This window comes from Aequorivita sp. KMM 9714, from assembly GCF_011065475.1.
Taxonomy (GTDB): Bacteria; Bacteroidota; Bacteroidia; order Flavobacteriales; family Flavobacteriaceae; genus Aequorivita; species Aequorivita sinensis.
In genome coordinates, this window is the sequence record NZ_JAAGRO010000002.1 from 45,830 (window position 1) to 64,791 (window position 18,962).

Sequence of the window (18,962 nt, forward strand, 5' to 3'; positions counted from 1 at the left end):
TATGCAACTAGAATCTATAAAATCGAGTGAATTAATATTAACACCTGAGGGTAAAATTTACCATTTAAATCTTGCTCCTTCAGAGTTAGCTCCAACAGTAATTACCGTTGGCGACCCAGGTCGAGTTGAAATGGTTTCTAAATACTTTGATTCTATTGAAGTAAAAGCTGAACATCGTGAATTTAAAACACATACAGGTACTTACAAAGGGAAACGTATCAGTGTTATTTCAACTGGAATTGGTCCAGATAATATAGATATTGTTTTTAGCGAACTCGATGCTTTAGTAAACATTGACTTTAAAAATAGAACAATTAAAAAGAAACTTACTTCTCTCGATATTATTAGAATTGGAACATCTGGTAGCTTAACTGATGAAATTGAAGTAGATAGTTTCTTAATAAGTGCTATAGGTATTGGCTTAGATAATGTTATGCATTATTACAATGATATAGACACTATTTTTGAACAGGATTTTGCCCAAAAATTTATAGATCATACACAATGGAATCCAGATAATTCGGTTCCTTATGCTGTTAAAGCTGATAAAAGTTTATTAGAAAAATTATCTTCAGATAAAACTTTTAAAGGTATTACTATTACTAACGTAGGTTTTTATGGTCCACAAGGGCGTGTACTTCGAGCTAGATTAAGAGATGAAAATCTTAACGAAAAACTTACTTCATTCCGTATTAATAAAAAGAAAATTACGAATATGGAAATGGAAACTGCAACGATGTATGGTATGTCTAAATTATTAGGCCATCGTGCTATTTCCATGAATGCAATTATCGCTAATCGCGCCACAGGTAGTTTTAGTAAAAACTCGTATAAAACTATCGATGAGCTTATTCAATATACTTTAGAAAAAATTGTACAATGAAAAATTTTTTAATCGGCGGTGTGCCGGAACACTTTAATTTACCTTGGTATATTGCATTACGCGATAAGGAATTTCACAAGAAAGATATCAATTTGCGTTGGAAAGATTTTCCTGAAGGAACAGGCCATATGGTTCAAGCTTTACGTGATAAAGAAATTGATATGGCTGTAATTCTTACTGAAGGAATTGTTCGTGATATTATTAATGGAAATGACTGTAAGATTGTTCAGGTATTTGTAAAATCGCCTTTACTTTGGGGGATTCACGTAGCCGCCAACTCAGAATTTAACGCAGTGGAAGACTTAAAAGGTACCGAAGCAGCAATTAGTCGATACGGATCTGGATCGCACTTAATGGCTTATGTAAATGCCGAAAATCTAGAATGGGATTTACAATCCGATCTAAAATTTAAAGTAATTCAAGATTTAAATGGTGCAATAGAAGGATTGCCTAAAGGTAATGGTGATTATTTTATGTGGGAAAAGTTTATGACTAAACCTTACGTAGATAATGGAACCTTCCGATTAGTTGGGTTATCTCCTACTCCATGGCCTAGTTTTGTGATTGCTGTTAGAAATGATGTTTTAGAAAATGAAGCGGATTGTATTCAGTCTATATTGGATGTAATTAACAAGACTACAGCTAACTTTAAAGATTTACCAGAAATAGACGAAATAATTGCAAAACGCTATGGTCAGAAAATAGAAGATGTTCGTGAATGGCTATCATTAACAGAATGGTCTGATGTGCAATTAACTTCAAAGGAGCTTCAAAATATACAACAAAAACTTCTAGAACTTCAGTTAATCGATTCTAAGGTTCATGAAAACAGCGTGTTACATAAATTCTAAAAAAAATCTTAATATTTACGCAACCCAAAAGTAATACTTGCATCTTATTTATATAAAATCAAGTATTATGACAACTTTTTTAATCATTTTGGGGGCGTTGTTAGTTACAAACTTCTTGTTACTACAGTTTAGTTGTAATGACGCAAATGCAGACACTGAAGTACCTGAGGAAGAATAGTAAGTTTCAATACTTCTTTTAAGTTAACAGTGTTTTCTAGTCTATTTCGCTTAGTAAATTTTGTAATAATTTATAGGGCTCAATAAGTTTTAGCCTACCACTCAATTGGACTTTTTCCAAATTCAATCAAATAATCATTTGCTTTACTAAAGTGTTTGTTTCCAAACCAGTAACCCCTATTTGCTGCTAATGGAGATGGATGTCCGCTATTTAAAACTAAATGCTTAGCACTATCGACCTTAGAACCTTTCTTTTTAGCAGGTCCACCCCAAAGTAAAAAAACAATACCTTCTTTTTCTTCAGAGAGTTTTTGAATTATAGCATCTGTAAATTTTTCCCAACCTTTTTTTTGGTGACTACCTGCTTGATGCGCTCTTACAGTTAAGGTGGCATTCAACATTAAAACCCCCTGTTCAGCCCATCGAAGTAAATAACCATTGTTTGGAATATCTTTGCCTACATCTGTTCTAATTTCTTCAAAAATATTCTTTAAGGATGGAGGAATAGCCACATTCTCCCCTACTGAAAAACACAACCCGTGTGCTTGACCATCTCCGTGATAAGGGTCTTGACCTATAATAACCACTTTAACTTCGTTAAATGGTGTGTGATTTAAAGCCGAGAATATTTGATTTTCAGGTGGAAAGCATTTTGATGTTTTATATTCATATTTCACAAATTCCATTAAATCTTTGAAATATGGTTTTTCGAATTCATCTTTTAAAATCGCCCTCCATCCAGGCTCTATTGTTATCTGCATTATACTTACTTTTGTGAACACAAAAATAAGATAACATATTCACGAATAGGTGGATGTTTGAATCTTTTAATTATTTAAAAAATAAAAGAAAAAGCCTTATTTAATCAATCCAAAACTTACTAATTCGTTTCATTCAATCGTTAGCGTTTTAGTTTTTTTTGATTTGTTAGTATTAAGAAAATTCCAAGAGTAATCTGTATGATTAAAATTGATAAAAAAACTTTAGAGGATCTTGAGTTTCCAACCGTTCTGAATCAGATTTCAGAATTATGTGTTACTGAACCTGGTCGGGAACAGGTTCTTTCAATAAGACCGTTTCAGGAATTTTCTGAAATTGAACCTGAATTATTGCGCTTAAAGGAATTCACGGTATCTTTTGAAGGCGATAATAAGATACCCAATCACGGTTTCGATCCTATTTTTAGAGAGCTTAAACTATTCAGTATTGAAAATAGTACTTTGGAGATTTCAGGCTTCAGAAAGATTCTTTCTATATCAGAAACTACTCGAATTTTACTAAAATTCTTCAAGAAATATGAAGAGTTTTACATACACCTTAATGCTTTTTCTGAAGAAGTAAATTACACTTCAATTATTTCAGAAGAAATTAATAAAAAAGTTAATAAATACGGCGAGATTAAAGATGAGGCTTCTATCGAATTAGGAACAATTCGCAGGAGGTTAAATGTTGTAAAAGGAAAGATTAATTCTTCTTTTACTAAAGCTCTTTCGCAATACTCACAAAACGATTACTTAGACGACATTCGTGAATCGGTTGTTGAAAATCGTAGAGTACTTGCAGTAAAAGCGATGCACCGTAAAAAAGTAAGAGGTGCAGTTTTGGGAAGATCAAAAACTGGGAGTATAGTTTATATAGAGCCCCAAGAAACTCTAGAGTTTGCAAATGAGTTAAGCAATCTACTGTATGAAGAGGGAGAAGAAGTTAAGCGAATTTTAAAAGCATTAACTGAATTTGTTCGTCCATATGCCGAGCTTCTAGCTAGTTATCAAGAATATTTAACTACAATGGACGTGCTTTATGCGAAGGCTAAGTACGCACTTAAAATAAACGGAGTCCTTCCTATTCTTACTTATAAGACTGAAGGAAATAATTCGGAGAAAAAGATTTCTTTACTGGAAGCGTATCATCCTTTGTTATTGATTTCTAATAATAAAAGGAAACAAAAAACTTACCCTCAAAGCATTGAATTAATTCCAGAAAAGCGGATTATCGTTATTTCCGGACCTAACGCAGGTGGGAAAAGTATTACGCTTAAAACAGTTGGTCTGTTGCAAGTAATGCTGCAAAGTGGTATGCTGATTCCCGTAGAGCCACAAAGTGAAGTTAGCTATTTTAAACGTATTCTAACCGATATTGGAGACAATCAATCTATTGAAAATCACTTAAGCACTTATAGTTATCGTTTAAAAAAGATGAATTATTTTCTTAAAAAGTGTAATAAGAATACTCTTTTTTTAATTGATGAATTTGGTACTGGTAGTGATCCAGAATTAGGAGGTGCATTAGCAGAAACTTTTTTAGAAGTCTTTTACGAACGCAATGCGTTTGGAATTATAACTACTCATTATACCAATTTAAAACTATTGGCAAATGAACTTCCTCACGCTATTAATGCAAATATGCAATTTGATAGTAGGTCTTTAGAACCTTTATATAAGTTACATTTAGGTGAAGCCGGAAGTAGTTATACTTTTGAAGTAGCGCAAAAAAATGGGATTCCGTATAGTTTAATAAATAAAGCTAAAAAGAAAATTGAGCGTGGAAAAGTAAGATTTGATAAAACGATTGCTAATCTTCAAAAAGAACGCTCAAACCTTAGAAAAACCTCTGAATCCCTAAAATCTGAGGAACAAAAAGCACGTATTGAAAGCAAACAGCTCGAAGAAATAAACGCTCGAGTACAAGAGAAATTAGAAAGCTATCAAGAATTATTCGACTCTAACCAAAAGCTTATAAGTCTTGGTAGAAAGGTTGATTCTCTTGCAGATAAATACTTCAATAATAAGAAGAAAAAACAGCTTATTGATGAGTTTATGAAACTTGTTATGATTGAAAATAGCAAACGAAAAAAGCTTGCGCCTAAGGTGAAAAAAGCTGTAAAAGCCAAAAAACAAAAGGTAATTCAAGAAGTAGAGAAAAAGGTTGAAGTAATTAGAGAAAGAAAGAAAATCGAAAAAGAAGAAGCTAAAAAACTCCCTCCACCAAAACCAAAAGTTACTTTAAAAATTGGGGATAGAGTGAGAATGATAGATGGAAGAGCAATAGGAACAATAGATACTATAGAAAAAAACAAAGCTTTTGTAAATTATGGGACTTTTACTACTAATGTAAGTTTATCTGAATTGGAGAAAGTATAATTATAAAAATTCCAAAACGTAAGCATCAAACTTCAAAAAACGAACCTCTTAAAAATTAGGATTAGTTTTGAATTTGATTTAAGTGCTTTTCAATAACGATTATGATTGAAACTCATAAAATAATTTTATTCGACGGTGTTTGCAATCTTTGCAACGGCGCGATTAATTATGTTATTAAACGAGATCATAAAAACGTTTTCAAATTTGCTGCTCTTCAAAGTGAAACAGGACAAAATCTCACAGCAAAATTCAATATAGACAGGGCTAAGGTAGATTCTATTATTTTAATTGATGGTGATAAACATTATGAAAAGTCTACTGCAGCACTTTATATAGCAAAACATCTTTCGGGTGCTTATCCCCTACTTTTTGGGTTTATTATAGTTCCAAAATTTATAAGAAATGCCGTATACGATTATGTAGCTAGAAATAGATATAAATGGTTTGGGAAAAAGGATAAATGTATGATTCCTACAGCAGAGTTGAAAAATAAGTTTTTATAGGTTTCTATGGATTAACTGTTAGTTTGCAACAATTGCGAAGTTATCAAAACCTGCGAAGTCTTCTTGACCATTTTGTTTAATCCTTATTTTTAAAGAAACTGAATTTGTGCCAGGTGGGAGTATTTCTTCTATTACTCCACTATCTGACACTCCTCCTACACCATTTTGTCCCTCTATTAGAGTTACTTCTGGTTGTGTGATACCATCAATAATTAAAGTATAATAGGCGTTATCACCACCGTCATATTCAAAAAACTCATAATAAAAACTCATTGTCGCACCGTTAGAAGCATTAGAAACATCTATAGTCTCAAAAGTTAATGTAGCATAATCTGCCGTGCCATTTCCGTTTTCTGTATCGTTTAAATCCATTATACCCAAGAAGTTATTGGTTAATGTTGTAATTACATTAAAGCCTCCATTAGTAGCATCTGTCACTCCAAAAAAACCTTTGCTACCATTATCAAAAAATGGAACATCTGATGTAAATCCCCAACTTGTATGGAGATCAAAGTTATGGTATAAGTTAACAAAAGCTAATGTGTAATTACAATGTACATCTTCCCAACCAGAGCCATTCCACATTTGTAAGCAATTTAAATCTTCAGTAAACACAAGTAAACCAACATCAGAATTACTAGGGTTAATATTATCTCTTGCTGCCACATTAGGAACTCGAGGAGGCATAAATCCACCAAAGGACACACCATCCGAAGTACTACTCACTTCCAGCATAGACGCAGCTGAAGGAGTAGTTGTGCCAATTCCAACTTGAGAATAAGATATTGTGGAAATCAATAAAATACTAAGTAAAAAAAGCAACCTCTCCATAATCAACTGATTTACAACATTAAAAATGCAGTATTTCTAAATTATAGACTTAGAAAAATTTATGAGGAGTATGCTAATTTAAAAATAATATATATGATTTCAAAGTGTAAAACGTTGATAATCAATATATTTATGAGTCGTAGTCAAATGTTTCAGAAGGGTTTTTTCTATCTTTATAGTTTAGCATACCTTCTCCCTTTGCAATTATACTACATACGGTTGCATCACCCGTAACATTTACGATTGTTCTAAACATATCTAGAATTCGATCTACAGGGAAAATTATGGCAATCCAAGCTGGATTTAAGCCAACGGATTCTAAAACAATTATTAGCATTACTAACCCAGCACTTGGTACAGCGGCAGAGCCAATTGAAGCCAATGTAGCAGTAATTACAATAGTTAGTTGTTGCCCAATGGTTAGATCAATCATGTGTAATTGTGCAAGAAAGACTACTGCAACAGCTTGGTACAGGCAAGTTCCATCCATATTTACTGTTGCTCCAATTGGTAAAACAAAACTGGTGATTTTTTTATCTACTCCTAAATTTTCTTCAACACATTCCATTGTTACGGGTAGTGTAGCTGCACTACTTGATGTTGAAAAAGCCAATGTTTGTGCTGGCGCCATCGCTTTAAAGAACCCTCTATATGGAATGCTTCGTACGAAAAGCTTCATAAAAAGAGGATAAATAATAAATATCATTAACATTAATCCTAAGAAAACAGTTAATGAATACCAACTAAGACCTTTAAATATTTCGTAAACTTTACCTATATCATCTCCCGCCATTTGGCTCACAACTCCTGCTAATAAAGCAAATACGAAAAATGGAGCGGCTTGCATAACCAGGTCTACCATTTTTAGGAAAACCTCCATAGCCCCATCCATAAAGTCGGTTACAGGTTTAGATTTTTCGTTGGGAATTAGCAACAAACAAACTCCGAAAAATATTCCGAAGAATATTATTTGAAGCATTAAACCATTATTAGTGAGTGAGAAAAAGAAGTTTTCAGGAACTATATCTATTAGAGGTTGTAAGGGGGTGGATTCTGTAGCTTTTTTAGCTGTTTCCAATTTATCTGATACCGATGCATCTTTTAATTCTCCTTTTGATAAATTGGTGATTTCCTGTGCACGTTCAAAAAAGGCGGGATCTTGTAAGTAATTTATTCCATCCTTTATTTGATGCCCCTTAGAATCCGCCCAAAGCTCATAACTAATACGGTTATCTATTCTACTTTGTTCATCTATTAATTTACCAGGCTTAATAGTGTTTACAAGAATTAGCCCTAAACTCACAGCAAACAATGTTGTAAATAAATAAGCTAAAAGTGTCTTCCCTCCCATTCTACCTAAGCTAGAAGGATCTCCAATATTTGCAACTCCAGTGATAATAGAAACTAACACTAATGGAACTGCAATTAATTTTAATAGATTTATAAATATTTTACCAAATGGAGCAATCCAATCCAAAGTAAATTCACTCCATCCTAATTTACTGGAAAGTAATGCCCAAATTATACCTAATACAAGTCCGATTATAATTTTCCAGTGAAGTGCGATTTTTTTCATATTGAAGTTTTGATACTAGATTTTAATTATGGTAAATTATTTAATATAGACGGTTTATGAAATTCTAATTTATTTTTGAAATTTTATTCAACAACCAAAAATCAGCAATAACTAAAGCTGCCATTGCCTCAACTATAGGAACAGCACGAGGTACCACACAAGGATCGTGACGGCCTTTTCCCTCAGCAATCACCTTCTTTCCTTGGCTATCTATAGTTTCTTGTTTTTGCATAATACTAGCAACTGGTTTAAATGCTACTCTAAAATAGATATCCATACCATTGCTTATTCCTCCTTGAATTCCGCCGCTTAAATTGGATTTTGTAGAACCATCGGAATTAAAAAGGTCGTTATGTTCACTTCCTTTCATCTTTGCACCGCAAAACCCACTGCCATATTCAAATCCTTTTACAGCGTTAATTGAAAGCATTGCTTTTCCCAATTCTGCGTGAAGTTTATCGAATACAGGTTCTCCTAATCCTGCTGGAACGTTTTCTATTACACAAGTAATTGTTCCGCCCACAGTATCACCATTTTTTCTGGTTTCTCTGATAAGCTCTTCCATTTTTTGAGCGCTTTTCGCATCAGGACAACGAACTATGTTACTTTCGGTTTTTGTAAAATCGAGCGCTTGATAAGGTTTATCTATAAAAATATCTCCAACCGAAGATACAAAAGCGCTAATTTTAATTTCTTTAATTAGTTGTTTTGCAATTGCTCCCGCTACAACTCTGCATGCAGTTTCTCGTGCAGACGAGCGTCCACCACCACGATAGTCACGAATTCCGTATTTTTTATCATAAGTATAATCGGCGTGGGAAGGTCTATATACGTCTTTTATATGGCTGTAATCCTTACTCTTTTGATTGGTGTTTTCAATTATGAATCCAATGGGAGTTCCTGTAGTTTTTCCTTCAAAAATTCCCGAAAGAAATTTTACTTCATCTTCTTCTTTTCGTTGAGTGACAATGGCAGATTGCCCAGGTTTACGCCGCTGCATTTCAGCATTAATTGCCTCGAAGTCTATGGAAATCCCTGCAGGACAACCATCTATCACGCCACCAATAGCCTCTCCATGAGATTCGCCAAAAGTGGTGATTTTAAAGATTTTTCCAAAAGAATTGCCCGCCATAGATTGGTTTTGAACAAATGTAAACTTTCGAATTTAATAATTCAAGGATTCAAAATTCAAAATTCAAGATTTATCATTTAAAAACTTGAATTACAGGTATATTTAAAATCTATTTTGGGTGTATTTACTTTAAAGCATTTTTAAGAATTGTAACGGGATGTAAAGCCTTACGACCTGTGCCATCAAAAATCTGATGCCTACAACTCGTCCCATTAGCCGAAATAATAGTTTCTTCGGAAGTTTTTCTAACAGCTGGAAAAAGCTTTAGCTCTCCAATTTGCATACTCACATCGTAATGTTCCTTTTCATAACCAAAACTCCCAGCCATCCCACAACAACCTGAAGTAATTATAGTTGGTTTAAAGTTTTCAGGGATGTTTAGTATATCGAAAGTTACCTTTTGGTTACTAAGTGATTTTTGATGACAATGTGAGTGAATTTTAATGTGTTTTTCTTCAGAAGTAAACATATTAGATGAAATATTACCTCTTTCAAACTCACTAGCTAAGAATTCTTCTATTAAATAACTGTGTTTTGAAATATTTGTAGCTGAAGTTTTATCAGTTGCTAATCGGAGGTACTCATCGCGAAAAGAAAGAATTGCAGATGGCTCAATCCCTATTAAAGGAGTTGTTGCAGATATCTTTTCTTTTAGCTTATTTATATTCTTGTCAACCTCTTTTTTTGCTTCCTCTAAAAAGCCTTTAGAAAGTAAGGCTCTGCCGCTATCCAAGTTATCAATAATGTTAACTTTATAACCTAAACGCGTTAGAAGTACAAACGAATCTACAGCGATTTCTGTATCTAAATAATTGCTAAACTCATCAACAAATAAAAATATCTCCTTTTGAATTGAAATCTCTTCATTCACCTCGTTTAAATGCAGTTCAAGCATTTTACTTAAACCTTTAGTTGAAACCAAAGGTAGGCTTCTTTTAGGATGAACTCCCCCAATATTTTTGATGAAACTGGAGGTCAAATTGTTTGAAAAAATCCAATTTGAAATTTTAGGAAACTTGGAGGCTAATCTGTTTAACTCAGTGCTTTTTCCAAAGAGTTTGTTAGAAAATGAAACTCCATTTTCTTTATTATATTGATATAAAAACTCTGCTTTTGCAGTACTTATATCTACATTACTAGGACATTCACTGGCACAAGCTTTACAGCTTAAACATAAATCAAAGACCTTTTTTAAGTCTTTAGAATTGAATTTATTTACGGCATTATTGTTAGTTAATACTTCTCTTAAAGCATTTGCTCTAGCCCGAGTGGTATCTTTTTCATTTTTTGTGGCATGATAACTTGGACACATTGCTCCAGAAGCTTCAGCGCTTTTTCTACAATCCCCACTGCCATTGCACTTTTCGGATAATCGAAGAATTCCCTCAGAATCACTAAAATCCATCAAGGTTTCGATTTTGGCTTCTACTCTATTCACTTCATAACGAAGCGATTCATCCATTTTAAGGGCATCTACAATTTTACCAGGATTAAAGGTGTTTTGTGGATCAAATGCTTTTTTTACTTTTTTTAATAGGTCGTAATTTTTCTCTCCAATCATTAAAGGAATAAACTCTGCACGTACTATTCCATCGCCGTGTTCTCCCGAAAACGATCCATTGTATTTCTTACAAAGTAAAGCTACATCGGTGGTGATTTTTCTGAAATACTGAACACCTTCATCTTTCTTTAAATTTAATATAGGACGTAAATGCAATTCTCCCGCTCCTGCGTGAGCATAATAAACAGCTTGTTGATTATACTTTTTCATTAAAGCTGAAAACTCTTTTATGTATGCAGGTAAATCTTCCAAAGCTACTGCAGTATCCTCAATACATGCAACTGCTTTTCTATCACCAACCATATTCCCTAAAAGCCCTAAACCGGCTTTACGAAGTTCCAAAGCCATAGTTATTTCCTCACCTCTTAAAACTGGATTATGATAACTATAATTTGAATTTTTTAAGGAAGCCAACAAAGAGTTTACTTGGTTTTGAAGATCTTCTTCTGAATTACTCTTTAATTCTAATAATAAAATAGCTTTGGGATTATCTTTTACGAAGAAGCGATAAGGCTCATAAGTTTTATTGTTATTAGTGCAACTCAAAATAACATCGTCCATCATTTCGCAGGTGTGAAGATTATGCTGCATTGCTACCACAACGTCGTTTAAACACGAATCGAGGGATTGATAGTGAGTAGCCACCATTGCTGTATGTAAGGGCGGTAATGGTTCTAATTGAAGTGTAATTTCAGTTGTAAAGGCTAATGTTCCCTCGCTGCCACAAAGTAAATTACAGATGTTTATTTTATCTTTAAAGTCACCAAAAACAGATGTATTTATTAAACTATCTACAGCGTAGCCTGTATTTCTACGATGTATTTCAGGTTTTGGAAACTCTTTTCTTATTTCATATTGAACTTCTTTAGGAGATAATGCTTTATAAAGCTTTTTATAAATTTCACCTTCTAAGGAATTCAAATTTGTTTTAGCCTGAAACTCTTCTTTTGTAAGCGATTCAAATATGGCTTCACTACCATCCGAAAGGATAGTTTTTAATTTTAAAACCTTATCACGAGTTGTACCGTATTGAATAGAAGTTGTACCACTACTATTGTTACCAACCATTCCTCCTATCATACATCGATTGCTGGTTGAAGTGTTTGGACCGAAGAAAAGGCCGTATGGTTTTAGATATTGGTTCAGTTCATCTCTAATAACCCCCGGTTGAAGGGTAACTGTTTTCATTTCAGTATTTACTGAAATTATATTTGTAAAATGTTTTGAAACATCTACAATTATACCCTCCCCTACACATTGCCCCGCAAGTGAAGTTCCGGCAGTTCGAGGGATTAGTGAAATATTATTATTACTAGCGAAGTTGACTAATTGTTTAATTCCGCGTTCACTAGTAGGATATGCTACTGCAAGTGGGATTTTTCTATAAACAGAAGCATCCGTAGCATATAGCATAGTATGAAGTGAATCAATGTTAAATTCACCATTAAATATCTTTTTAAAATCTTGGAGGTGCTTCTTCATATATTAATGTAAATGTAGAAAATTCCTTAACAAAAGTTTGTAAAATTTGAGATGTAGATTGGCACACTGTTAACTAAAAGTATCTTGAAATACATCTATTTTTGTATTGTTTATAACTAAAAAGCAAATTATGAAAAAAACAATTTTATTAGTATTCACAGTGTTTGCATTAGGTTTGCAAGCCAATGCCCAAGAAATAGCAAAAAATGCTATTGGTATTCGTTTAAGTGAAAGTGACGGTTTTGGTCCTGAAGTAAACTACCAAAGAGCTCTTGGCGAAAACAACAGATTAGAATTAGGTTTGGCAGTTCACAGTAAGAAATATTGGGATGCTGTAAAACTTACAGGAATTTATCAGTGGGTTTGGAATATTGATGGAGGTTTTAATTGGTATGCCGGACCAGGTTTAGGTGCTGGTGTAGTTAATTACGATAAAAAACATTGGGACTACGATCATAGATACGATGATTCTGAAGCCTTTGCATTTTTAACAGGAGATGTTGGTATAGAATATAGCTTTGATTTTCCATTGCTAGTTTCTTTCGATTTCCGCCCTCAAATTAACTTGGGATATAGAGATGACGTGAGCTTCGACGTAGGTATTAGTGCTCGTTATCAATTCTAAGAATTGTAAAATATTTATATAAAATGCCCCATTAAATGGGGCATTTTTATTTTCATGTAGTAAGTAAAATTATATATATATTAGTTTCATAGGTCTTTACATTTTTATAACTTGTACAAAATGAGCATTATGGATACAAGTTATATAGATTTACATTGTCATCCTTCTCTAAAGCCTTATAGTAAAAGTTTTAAATATAATCCCACAAAGCAAAATGCGCTTGATCCAAATCGCAAAAACTCTATATGGCACTATAGTCCTCCTAATTTTTTAGAGAAATTTGTCAATCGTTTGGTTACGTTAACCAAATTCACTCAAACGGACCTTACTGCCCTTGCTAAAACTAAAACTAAAATTGTAATAGTTGCGCTCTACCCTTTTGAGAAACATTTTTTTGGAAAAGAAGTTATAGGAATTAAAGGGGTAACCGATGTTTTAGTAAATCTTGCAGCAAGTATTAGTCAGGCGCGGATGGATAATATTCGAAGTAATGAAAACTATTTTGAAGACTTAGTTGATGAGTATAATTACTATTTACAACTTCATAATCAAGTTCAAAAAATAGATGGAAAAATATATACTTACCGCATTGTTACAAGTTCCCAAGACATAGAAGCCAATTTAACGCAGGAAAATGAGTCTAAGAAAATTATTAATATCATACTTTCTATTGAAGGAGGACATAGCTTCAACACAGGGCTAGTTTTGAGTAAAAATACGGCCAACAAAAATGAAGTTCTAAGAAATGTTTCGGCTGTAAAAAACTGGAAACACCGACCATTGTTTCTAACGCTTGCTCATCATTTTTATAACGAACTATGCGGGCACGCCCGCAGCATTTCTATTTCTCTATTAAAGAAGAACCAAAATAGAGGATTAAACTCTGGAATAACAGAATTAGGTTATGAGGTAATTAAACTATTACTCGATAATTCGGAAGGAAAGAGAATTCCTATAGATATAAAACACATGAGTACAGCTTCTAGAAAAGCTTATTACAAATTATTAGACGCAAAATACACTGATGAGAACATACCTATAATTGCAAGTCACGCCGCTTGTAATGGGAAGCATTCAATTGTACAATGGGATAAAGTAGGTATAAAAAACCATCGAGAATGGTTTGCAGATATTGATATTAATTTTTACGACAGTGAATTAATACGTATTGCCAAAAGCAACGGGATATTTGGAATTCAATTAGACGAACGTCGAATAGGAAGTAAAAAGGAAATAAACAATAGTAAAATCTATATTCCCAATAAGAGAAAACAACTCAAGAAAAAATCGCTATTAGTTTGGAGGCAAGTTGTGCATATAGCAGAAGTACTTGATGAGCAAAATCTATTTTGCTGGGGAATACAAAGTATCGGTAGCGATTTTGATGGAATTGTAAATCCAATAAATGGTCTTTGGACTGCAGAAAATATGAAGGATTTAGCTGAAGAAATGCTTAATCACGCTAAAGATTATCTTTCAAATAATTTAAACAACTTGAATGAGTTTAACAGGATTTCCGCAGAATCTATTGTTGCACGCGTGATGAACGAAAATGCAATGCTTTTTATAAAAAGAAACTACTAAAACTTATTTGTTTTGTTTCTGAAGGATAGCTTCTTTATATAGATTTTCGTACAAGGGAACAATTTTTTCTGTATCGAACACCATTGCTGCTTCAACAGCCTGTTTCTTGAATTTATTTAAAGTTTCATCCGATGACAAAATCTTTAAAGCATTCTCAGCCATTTCAGCAACATTACCAACTTCACTTAAAAATCCGCTTACTCCATCAATATTAACTTCAGGCAAACCTCCAGTATTACTAGATACAACAGGAACTCCACAAGCCATAGCTTCTAAAGCAGCAAGTCCAAAGCTTTCTTTTTCTGATGGAAGTAGAAATAAATCTGTAAAACACAATATTTTATCCACTTCATTACTATTACCTACAAATAGAACTTTTTCTTCTATGCCTTTTTCTACACATAATTGTTCGCAGGCTTCACGTTCGGGACCTTCACCAACCATTATTAATTTTGAAGGAATTTTTTTCTGAATTCTATCAAATATTTCAATTACGTCGGTTACGCGTTTTACTTTGCGAAGATTACTAATATGCGATATAATACGTTCTTCTGGAAGCGCCATTAATTCGCGCTGACAATCTGTATAGGTTTTAGGTTTTTTAGGAATTTCTATAAAGTTAGGAACAACGTGAATCTCCTTTCTAATATCAAAAAGATGAAGCGTATCTTCCTTTAAACTTTGAGAAACCGAAGTAACAACATCGCTATTATTAATACTAAAAGTAACTGCTGGTTTATAAAAGGGATGGCTCCCCACCAAAGTAATATCCGTGCCGTGTAGCGTTGTTACCATCGGAATATGAATATTCTCCTCGGCTAACATTTTTTTGGCCATATACCCCGCGTAAGCGTGTGGAATGGCATAATGTACGTGCAAAACTTCAATTTTATGAAGTTTTACCATATCTACTAATTTGCTTGAAAGTGCAAGTTCATACGGTTGAAAATGAAATAAAGGATACTCTGGAACAGAAACTTCGTGAAAATGTATGTTTTTTGATAGCAACTCTAATCTTACAGGTTGTTTGTAAGTTATAAAATGTATTTCGTGGCCGTGTTCAGCAAGAGCTAAACCTAATTCTGTAGCTACAACACCACTTCCTCCGAAAGTAGGATAACATACTATTGCTATTTTCATAATTTTCTATTTTGAAACTAAATTAGACATAATAGAATTATTAAAGTTTATTTTTAATAATCAATAGCGTCGTAAATTGCTTCTTGAATTAAACTTCTTAAGTCACTTCTAATTAGTTTTCTGTTTTCTGAATCTGGAAAGGTTCTGTTTGATAAGAACACATATACTATCTCTTGTTCTGGATCTGCCCAAGCGAAAGTTCCAGTAAATCCGCTGTGGCCAAAACTTGTCATGGAAACACACCCACACGTTGGACCAACAGTTCCTAATTGAGGTTTGTCAAATCCAACCCCTCTTCTTACATTATCTTCACAATAATAACAGGTGTTGAATTTATCTAAAACATCAGGATTGAAGAATCTAGTTCCGCCATAAAATCCTTTCCATAAAAACATTTGCATGATTTTAGCCACATCATTACTATTTGAAAATAATCCCGCGTGACCTCCTACTCCTCCAAGCATCGCTGCTCCTTGATCATGTACATAGCCTTGAACTTTTTGTTTTCTAAAAATGTTGTCTTGCTCTGTTGGAGGAATCTCATTCTTAGAAAACTTTTTCAGCGGGTGGAATAAGGTATAATTAGCGCCTAACGACTCGTAAAGGTTTTCCTGCACAATGTTTTCAAGTGGTTTGTTATATTTTCTCTCTAAATATTCCTTTAGAATATAATATGGTAAATCACTGTATTTATATGATTTACTTGAGTTTAAATCACTTTCACGAATAGTTTTGTAAATGGTATCAATGTAATCACGTCTTAAGTATAGATTTTCTGCAACTTCAACATTGTAGTCTTTATCCGGGCTACTAGCGTAATATTTTGATGATACTCCTGTTTTTTCATCATTAAGCGTGTTTCTATAAAATGGAATCCAAGGTTTCAAACGAGCGTAATGTGAAAGCATTTGCTTTAAACTAACATTAGATTTGTTAGTTTGTTTGTATTCTGGAAGGATTTCAGAAAGTTTGGTGTTTAATGTTAGCTCTTTACTGTCAACTAACTCCATCACTATCGGAAGCGTAGCTAATATTTTGGTAAGAGATGCAAGGTCGTAGATATCAGTGTCTTTTACTTCAATTTTTTTGTCGTAATCGTGATAACCAAAGCTTTTTTGATAGATTACTTTTCCCTTACGCGCTACCAATATTTGAGCTCCAGGATACATACCTTGTTTAAGTCCAACATTGGCAAGGGAATCAATTTTTTTAAGTTTATAGCTATTTACACCAACACTTTCAGGAGTTCCGTATTGTAATCTTCGCAATGATTTAGTTTGCATAAAGGTATTTAATGGAAAATCTTCTCCTAATGATACTGGAAGTTTACCTTTCCCATCTATAGCTCCAAAAATTAATTGAGCAGACAATTGCTGAGATATCTTACTATTTTGATAAGACATAATGACTCCTTCAAAATTAGCTGTGGTTTTAACATCCAGCATAGCGTAAGGTCGAGCAAATACATCGAGAATTACTGTGTTTGTACGAGCAATTTCATACATCCAAACTAATTCCTTTTGAGAAAACTTATAGCTTTTCCAAGGGTTTTCATTGCTCTTGTGGAATCCGATTATAACATAATTATAGTCCTTTAGCTTCTGAATATAATCATCTAAACTATTAGCCTTTACCCAATGTACGTTTCCATATTTTTTAAGTTCATTCAAGAAATCTTCTCCTGAATCATCACCAAAATTTACATAAGCTATTTTTTTCTTCTGTAAATCTTTAATAGGAAGAATTGCGCGATCATTCTTAATAACCGTAAGTGCATTACTCATTGCTTCTTCGTAAAGAACATCATCGTTTATAGAATTCAAATCTTCTAATAAATATGCTGTTTTTACAGGTTTATAGTTATTTAGCCCAACTTTATATTTGGCATATAGAATTTTCTTAACTGAATAAGCTAAACGCTTTTCGGTTATGGTTTCATCATTATATGAATTTATTAGAAAACTTACTGCCTTTGGGATATCTTCGGAAATAAGAAGAATATCATTTCCAGCTAAAAATGCTGCTAATTCAATTTCACCGGGCTTCTTAAAGTTTGAAGCACCTTTCATATTTAGTGCATCTGTAAAAATAAGGCCGTTGAAGCCCATTTCGTGTTTTAGAAGATCTGTAACCACCTTCGTAGAGAGCGATGATGGATAATTCATTTGTGGCTCTAATGAAGGTACATTTAGGTGTGCAATCATTACACTGTTTAGTCCTTCATTAATTAATTTTCTATAAGGGTATAACTCTAAAGTGTCTAATCTTTCTCTTGAAAAGTCAATAGTAGGTAAAGTTTTATGGCTATCCATATCGGTATCGCCGTGACCTGGAAAATGCTTTGCGCTACCCATAACACCTGCACTCTGCATTCCTTTCATAAAAGCAAGAGCTTTATCGGTAACATTGTCGCGGTCTTCTCCAAATGAACGATTACCAATTATAGGGTTTTCAGGGTTTGTATTAATATCAACTACTGGAGCAAAGTTTATATGCACTCCAAGTCGTTTGGAATGTTCACCGATTCGTTTCCCTACTTTTTCAACAATTTTATTGTCCGTAATCGCTCCTAATGTCATATTCCAAGGAAAAGCATAGGTAGAATCTAAACGCATTGATAACCCCCATTCTGCATCCATACCAATCATAAGTGGTACTTTGGCAAGTGCTTGAAATTCATTATTCAACTTTGCTTGACGCATTGGTCCTCCTTTAGAGAAAATTACGCCACCTAGATGATACTCAGTTATGAGGTTTTTTATTTTATCTGTTTTTGATTTTGGATCGCTAGAGAATATATCAGCCATAAAAAGCTGACCAATTTTTTCTTCTAAAGACATATTATCATAGATGCTATCAACCCATTTTTTTTGATTTTGAAAATCATTTTTAACAATTAATGGATTGATTTCTTGTGCTATTGTCGGTAAACAAAAGCATAAAAAAATGCAGGCAAGAAAAAACTTATTCATAGCTACAAAAAAGGTTTAAGATAAAAATCGTGCATGCCAACTTTCAGATGCGGGAACTTCCCAATTCTCAAGGTATTCTGCTTTAGTATTTACAAGATTATTGAAAACTACCGTGTTTTTTGAAACAGATTTATCTTTAGCCATTTTTCTAAAATCTGTAAGCGGTTTATGAGCAATATACTCGCCAGTGTAGAATGTAACATTCATTTTATCAAGAAGATCTACATCAAACTTTTTCTCTAAGGATTGTATAAAATGAACAGAAGCATCAATACTACAACCAGATGCTGAAGCATTTGCTTGGTTAAGCCCTAACACAATAAATCGGTTGTATTTAATTTCAAGTCCTGCTTCAAGTTCGGCACCGTGAGCAGTCCATTTTGTAAGGAAATCGTTTGTAAGTTCCGTTATTTGAGCAACTTCGTCGTCGCTCAATTTTCTATTCGCCTGATAAATCCAAACTCTGGAATCATCTGGCAGATTTGTAAAATCTGTTAACATTATT

14 protein-coding genes are annotated in these 18,962 nt (G+C 33.4%); 6 read left to right on the forward strand and 8 right to left on the reverse strand.

The features are described 5' to 3' along the window. Position 1: 1 nt before the first annotated feature. The gene (locus G3A46_RS06440; RefSeq protein ID WP_165147751.1) at positions 2–883 is read left to right on the forward strand and encodes a nucleoside phosphorylase; all 882 of its coding nucleotides are present in this window, start codon (positions 2–4) and stop codon (positions 881–883) included. Further along, the gene (locus tag G3A46_RS06445; RefSeq protein ID WP_165147754.1) at positions 880–1,734 is read left to right on the forward strand and encodes a substrate-binding domain-containing protein; all 855 of its coding nucleotides are present in this window, start codon (positions 880–882) and stop codon (positions 1,732–1,734) included. Before G3A46_RS06440 ends, G3A46_RS06445 begins: the two co-directional genes overlap by 4 nt. Before the next feature lie 272 nt (positions 1,735–2,006). On the opposite strand, the gene ung is transcribed toward G3A46_RS06445, so the two are convergent. After that, a complete protein-coding gene (gene ung / locus G3A46_RS06450) occupies positions 2,007–2,672 on the reverse strand; it encodes a uracil-DNA glycosylase (RefSeq protein ID WP_165147757.1) in 666 nt (221 codons plus the stop codon). A gap of 198 nt (positions 2,673–2,870) precedes the next feature. On the opposite strand from ung, the gene G3A46_RS06455 reads away from it, so the two are divergent. Beyond that, a complete protein-coding gene (locus G3A46_RS06455) occupies positions 2,871–5,051 on the forward strand; it encodes a DNA mismatch repair protein MutS (RefSeq protein WP_165147760.1) in 2,181 nt (726 codons plus the stop codon). Between the two features lie 101 nt (positions 5,052–5,152). After that, positions 5,153–5,554 carry a thiol-disulfide oxidoreductase DCC family protein gene (locus tag G3A46_RS06460; RefSeq protein ID WP_165147763.1) on the forward strand — a complete coding sequence of 134 codons (402 nt, stop codon included), beginning with the start codon at positions 5,153–5,155 and terminating at the stop codon, positions 5,552–5,554. Between the two features lie 18 nt (positions 5,555–5,572). On the opposite strand, the gene G3A46_RS06465 is transcribed toward G3A46_RS06460, so the two are convergent. From G3A46_RS06465 to G3A46_RS06480, 4 genes are all read right to left on the reverse strand, one after another. Further along, positions 5,573–6,385, reverse strand: coding sequence for a hypothetical protein (locus tag G3A46_RS06465; protein ID WP_165147766.1), 813 nt, complete (start codon positions 6,383–6,385; stop codon positions 5,573–5,575). Between the two features lie 130 nt (positions 6,386–6,515). Next, positions 6,516–7,961: a dicarboxylate/amino acid:cation symporter gene (locus G3A46_RS06470; RefSeq protein WP_165147769.1), complete on the reverse strand. Its 1,446-nt coding sequence runs from the start codon at positions 7,959–7,961 to the stop codon at positions 6,516–6,518. A gap of 64 nt (positions 7,962–8,025) precedes the next feature. Beyond that, positions 8,026–9,093, reverse strand: coding sequence for a chorismate synthase (aroC, locus tag G3A46_RS06475; protein ID WP_165147772.1), 1,068 nt, complete (start codon positions 9,091–9,093; stop codon positions 8,026–8,028). Between the two features lie 124 nt (positions 9,094–9,217). Beyond that, positions 9,218–12,136 carry an FAD-binding and (Fe-S)-binding domain-containing protein gene (locus tag G3A46_RS06480; protein ID WP_165147775.1) on the reverse strand — a complete coding sequence of 973 codons (2,919 nt, stop codon included), beginning with the start codon at positions 12,134–12,136 and terminating at the stop codon, positions 9,218–9,220. Between the two features lie 130 nt (positions 12,137–12,266). Here G3A46_RS06480 and G3A46_RS06485 point away from each other — a divergent pair, with 130 nt between their 5' ends. Together G3A46_RS06485 and G3A46_RS06490 are read left to right on the forward strand one after the other, a co-directional pair. After that, positions 12,267–12,761, forward strand: a complete 495-nt coding sequence (locus tag G3A46_RS06485) for a hypothetical protein (RefSeq protein WP_165147778.1) — start codon at positions 12,267–12,269, stop codon at positions 12,759–12,761. A gap of 129 nt (positions 12,762–12,890) precedes the next feature. Continuing rightward, positions 12,891–14,345, forward strand: coding sequence for a membrane dipeptidase (locus G3A46_RS06490; protein ID WP_165147781.1), 1,455 nt, complete (start codon positions 12,891–12,893; stop codon positions 14,343–14,345). A 3-nt stretch (positions 14,346–14,348) separates the two neighbouring features. On the opposite strand, the gene bshA is transcribed toward G3A46_RS06490, so the two are convergent. From bshA to G3A46_RS06505, 3 genes are read right to left on the reverse strand one after another with little or no spacing between them, the layout of a single operon-like run. Continuing rightward, entirely contained in the window at positions 14,349–15,485 is a 1,137-nt protein-coding gene (bshA, locus tag G3A46_RS06495) for an N-acetyl-alpha-D-glucosaminyl L-malate synthase BshA (RefSeq protein ID WP_165147784.1), read from the reverse strand. 53 nt (positions 15,486–15,538) lie between these two features. Continuing rightward, the gene (locus tag G3A46_RS06500; RefSeq protein ID WP_165147787.1) at positions 15,539–18,457 is read right to left on the reverse strand and encodes a glycoside hydrolase family 3 N-terminal domain-containing protein; all 2,919 of its coding nucleotides are present in this window, start codon (positions 18,455–18,457) and stop codon (positions 15,539–15,541) included. 15 nt (positions 18,458–18,472) lie between these two features. Then, positions 18,473–18,958 carry an ABC transporter ATPase gene (locus G3A46_RS06505; RefSeq protein WP_165147790.1) on the reverse strand — a complete coding sequence of 162 codons (486 nt, stop codon included), beginning with the start codon at positions 18,956–18,958 and terminating at the stop codon, positions 18,473–18,475. Between the last annotated feature and the right edge of the window lie 4 nt (positions 18,959–18,962).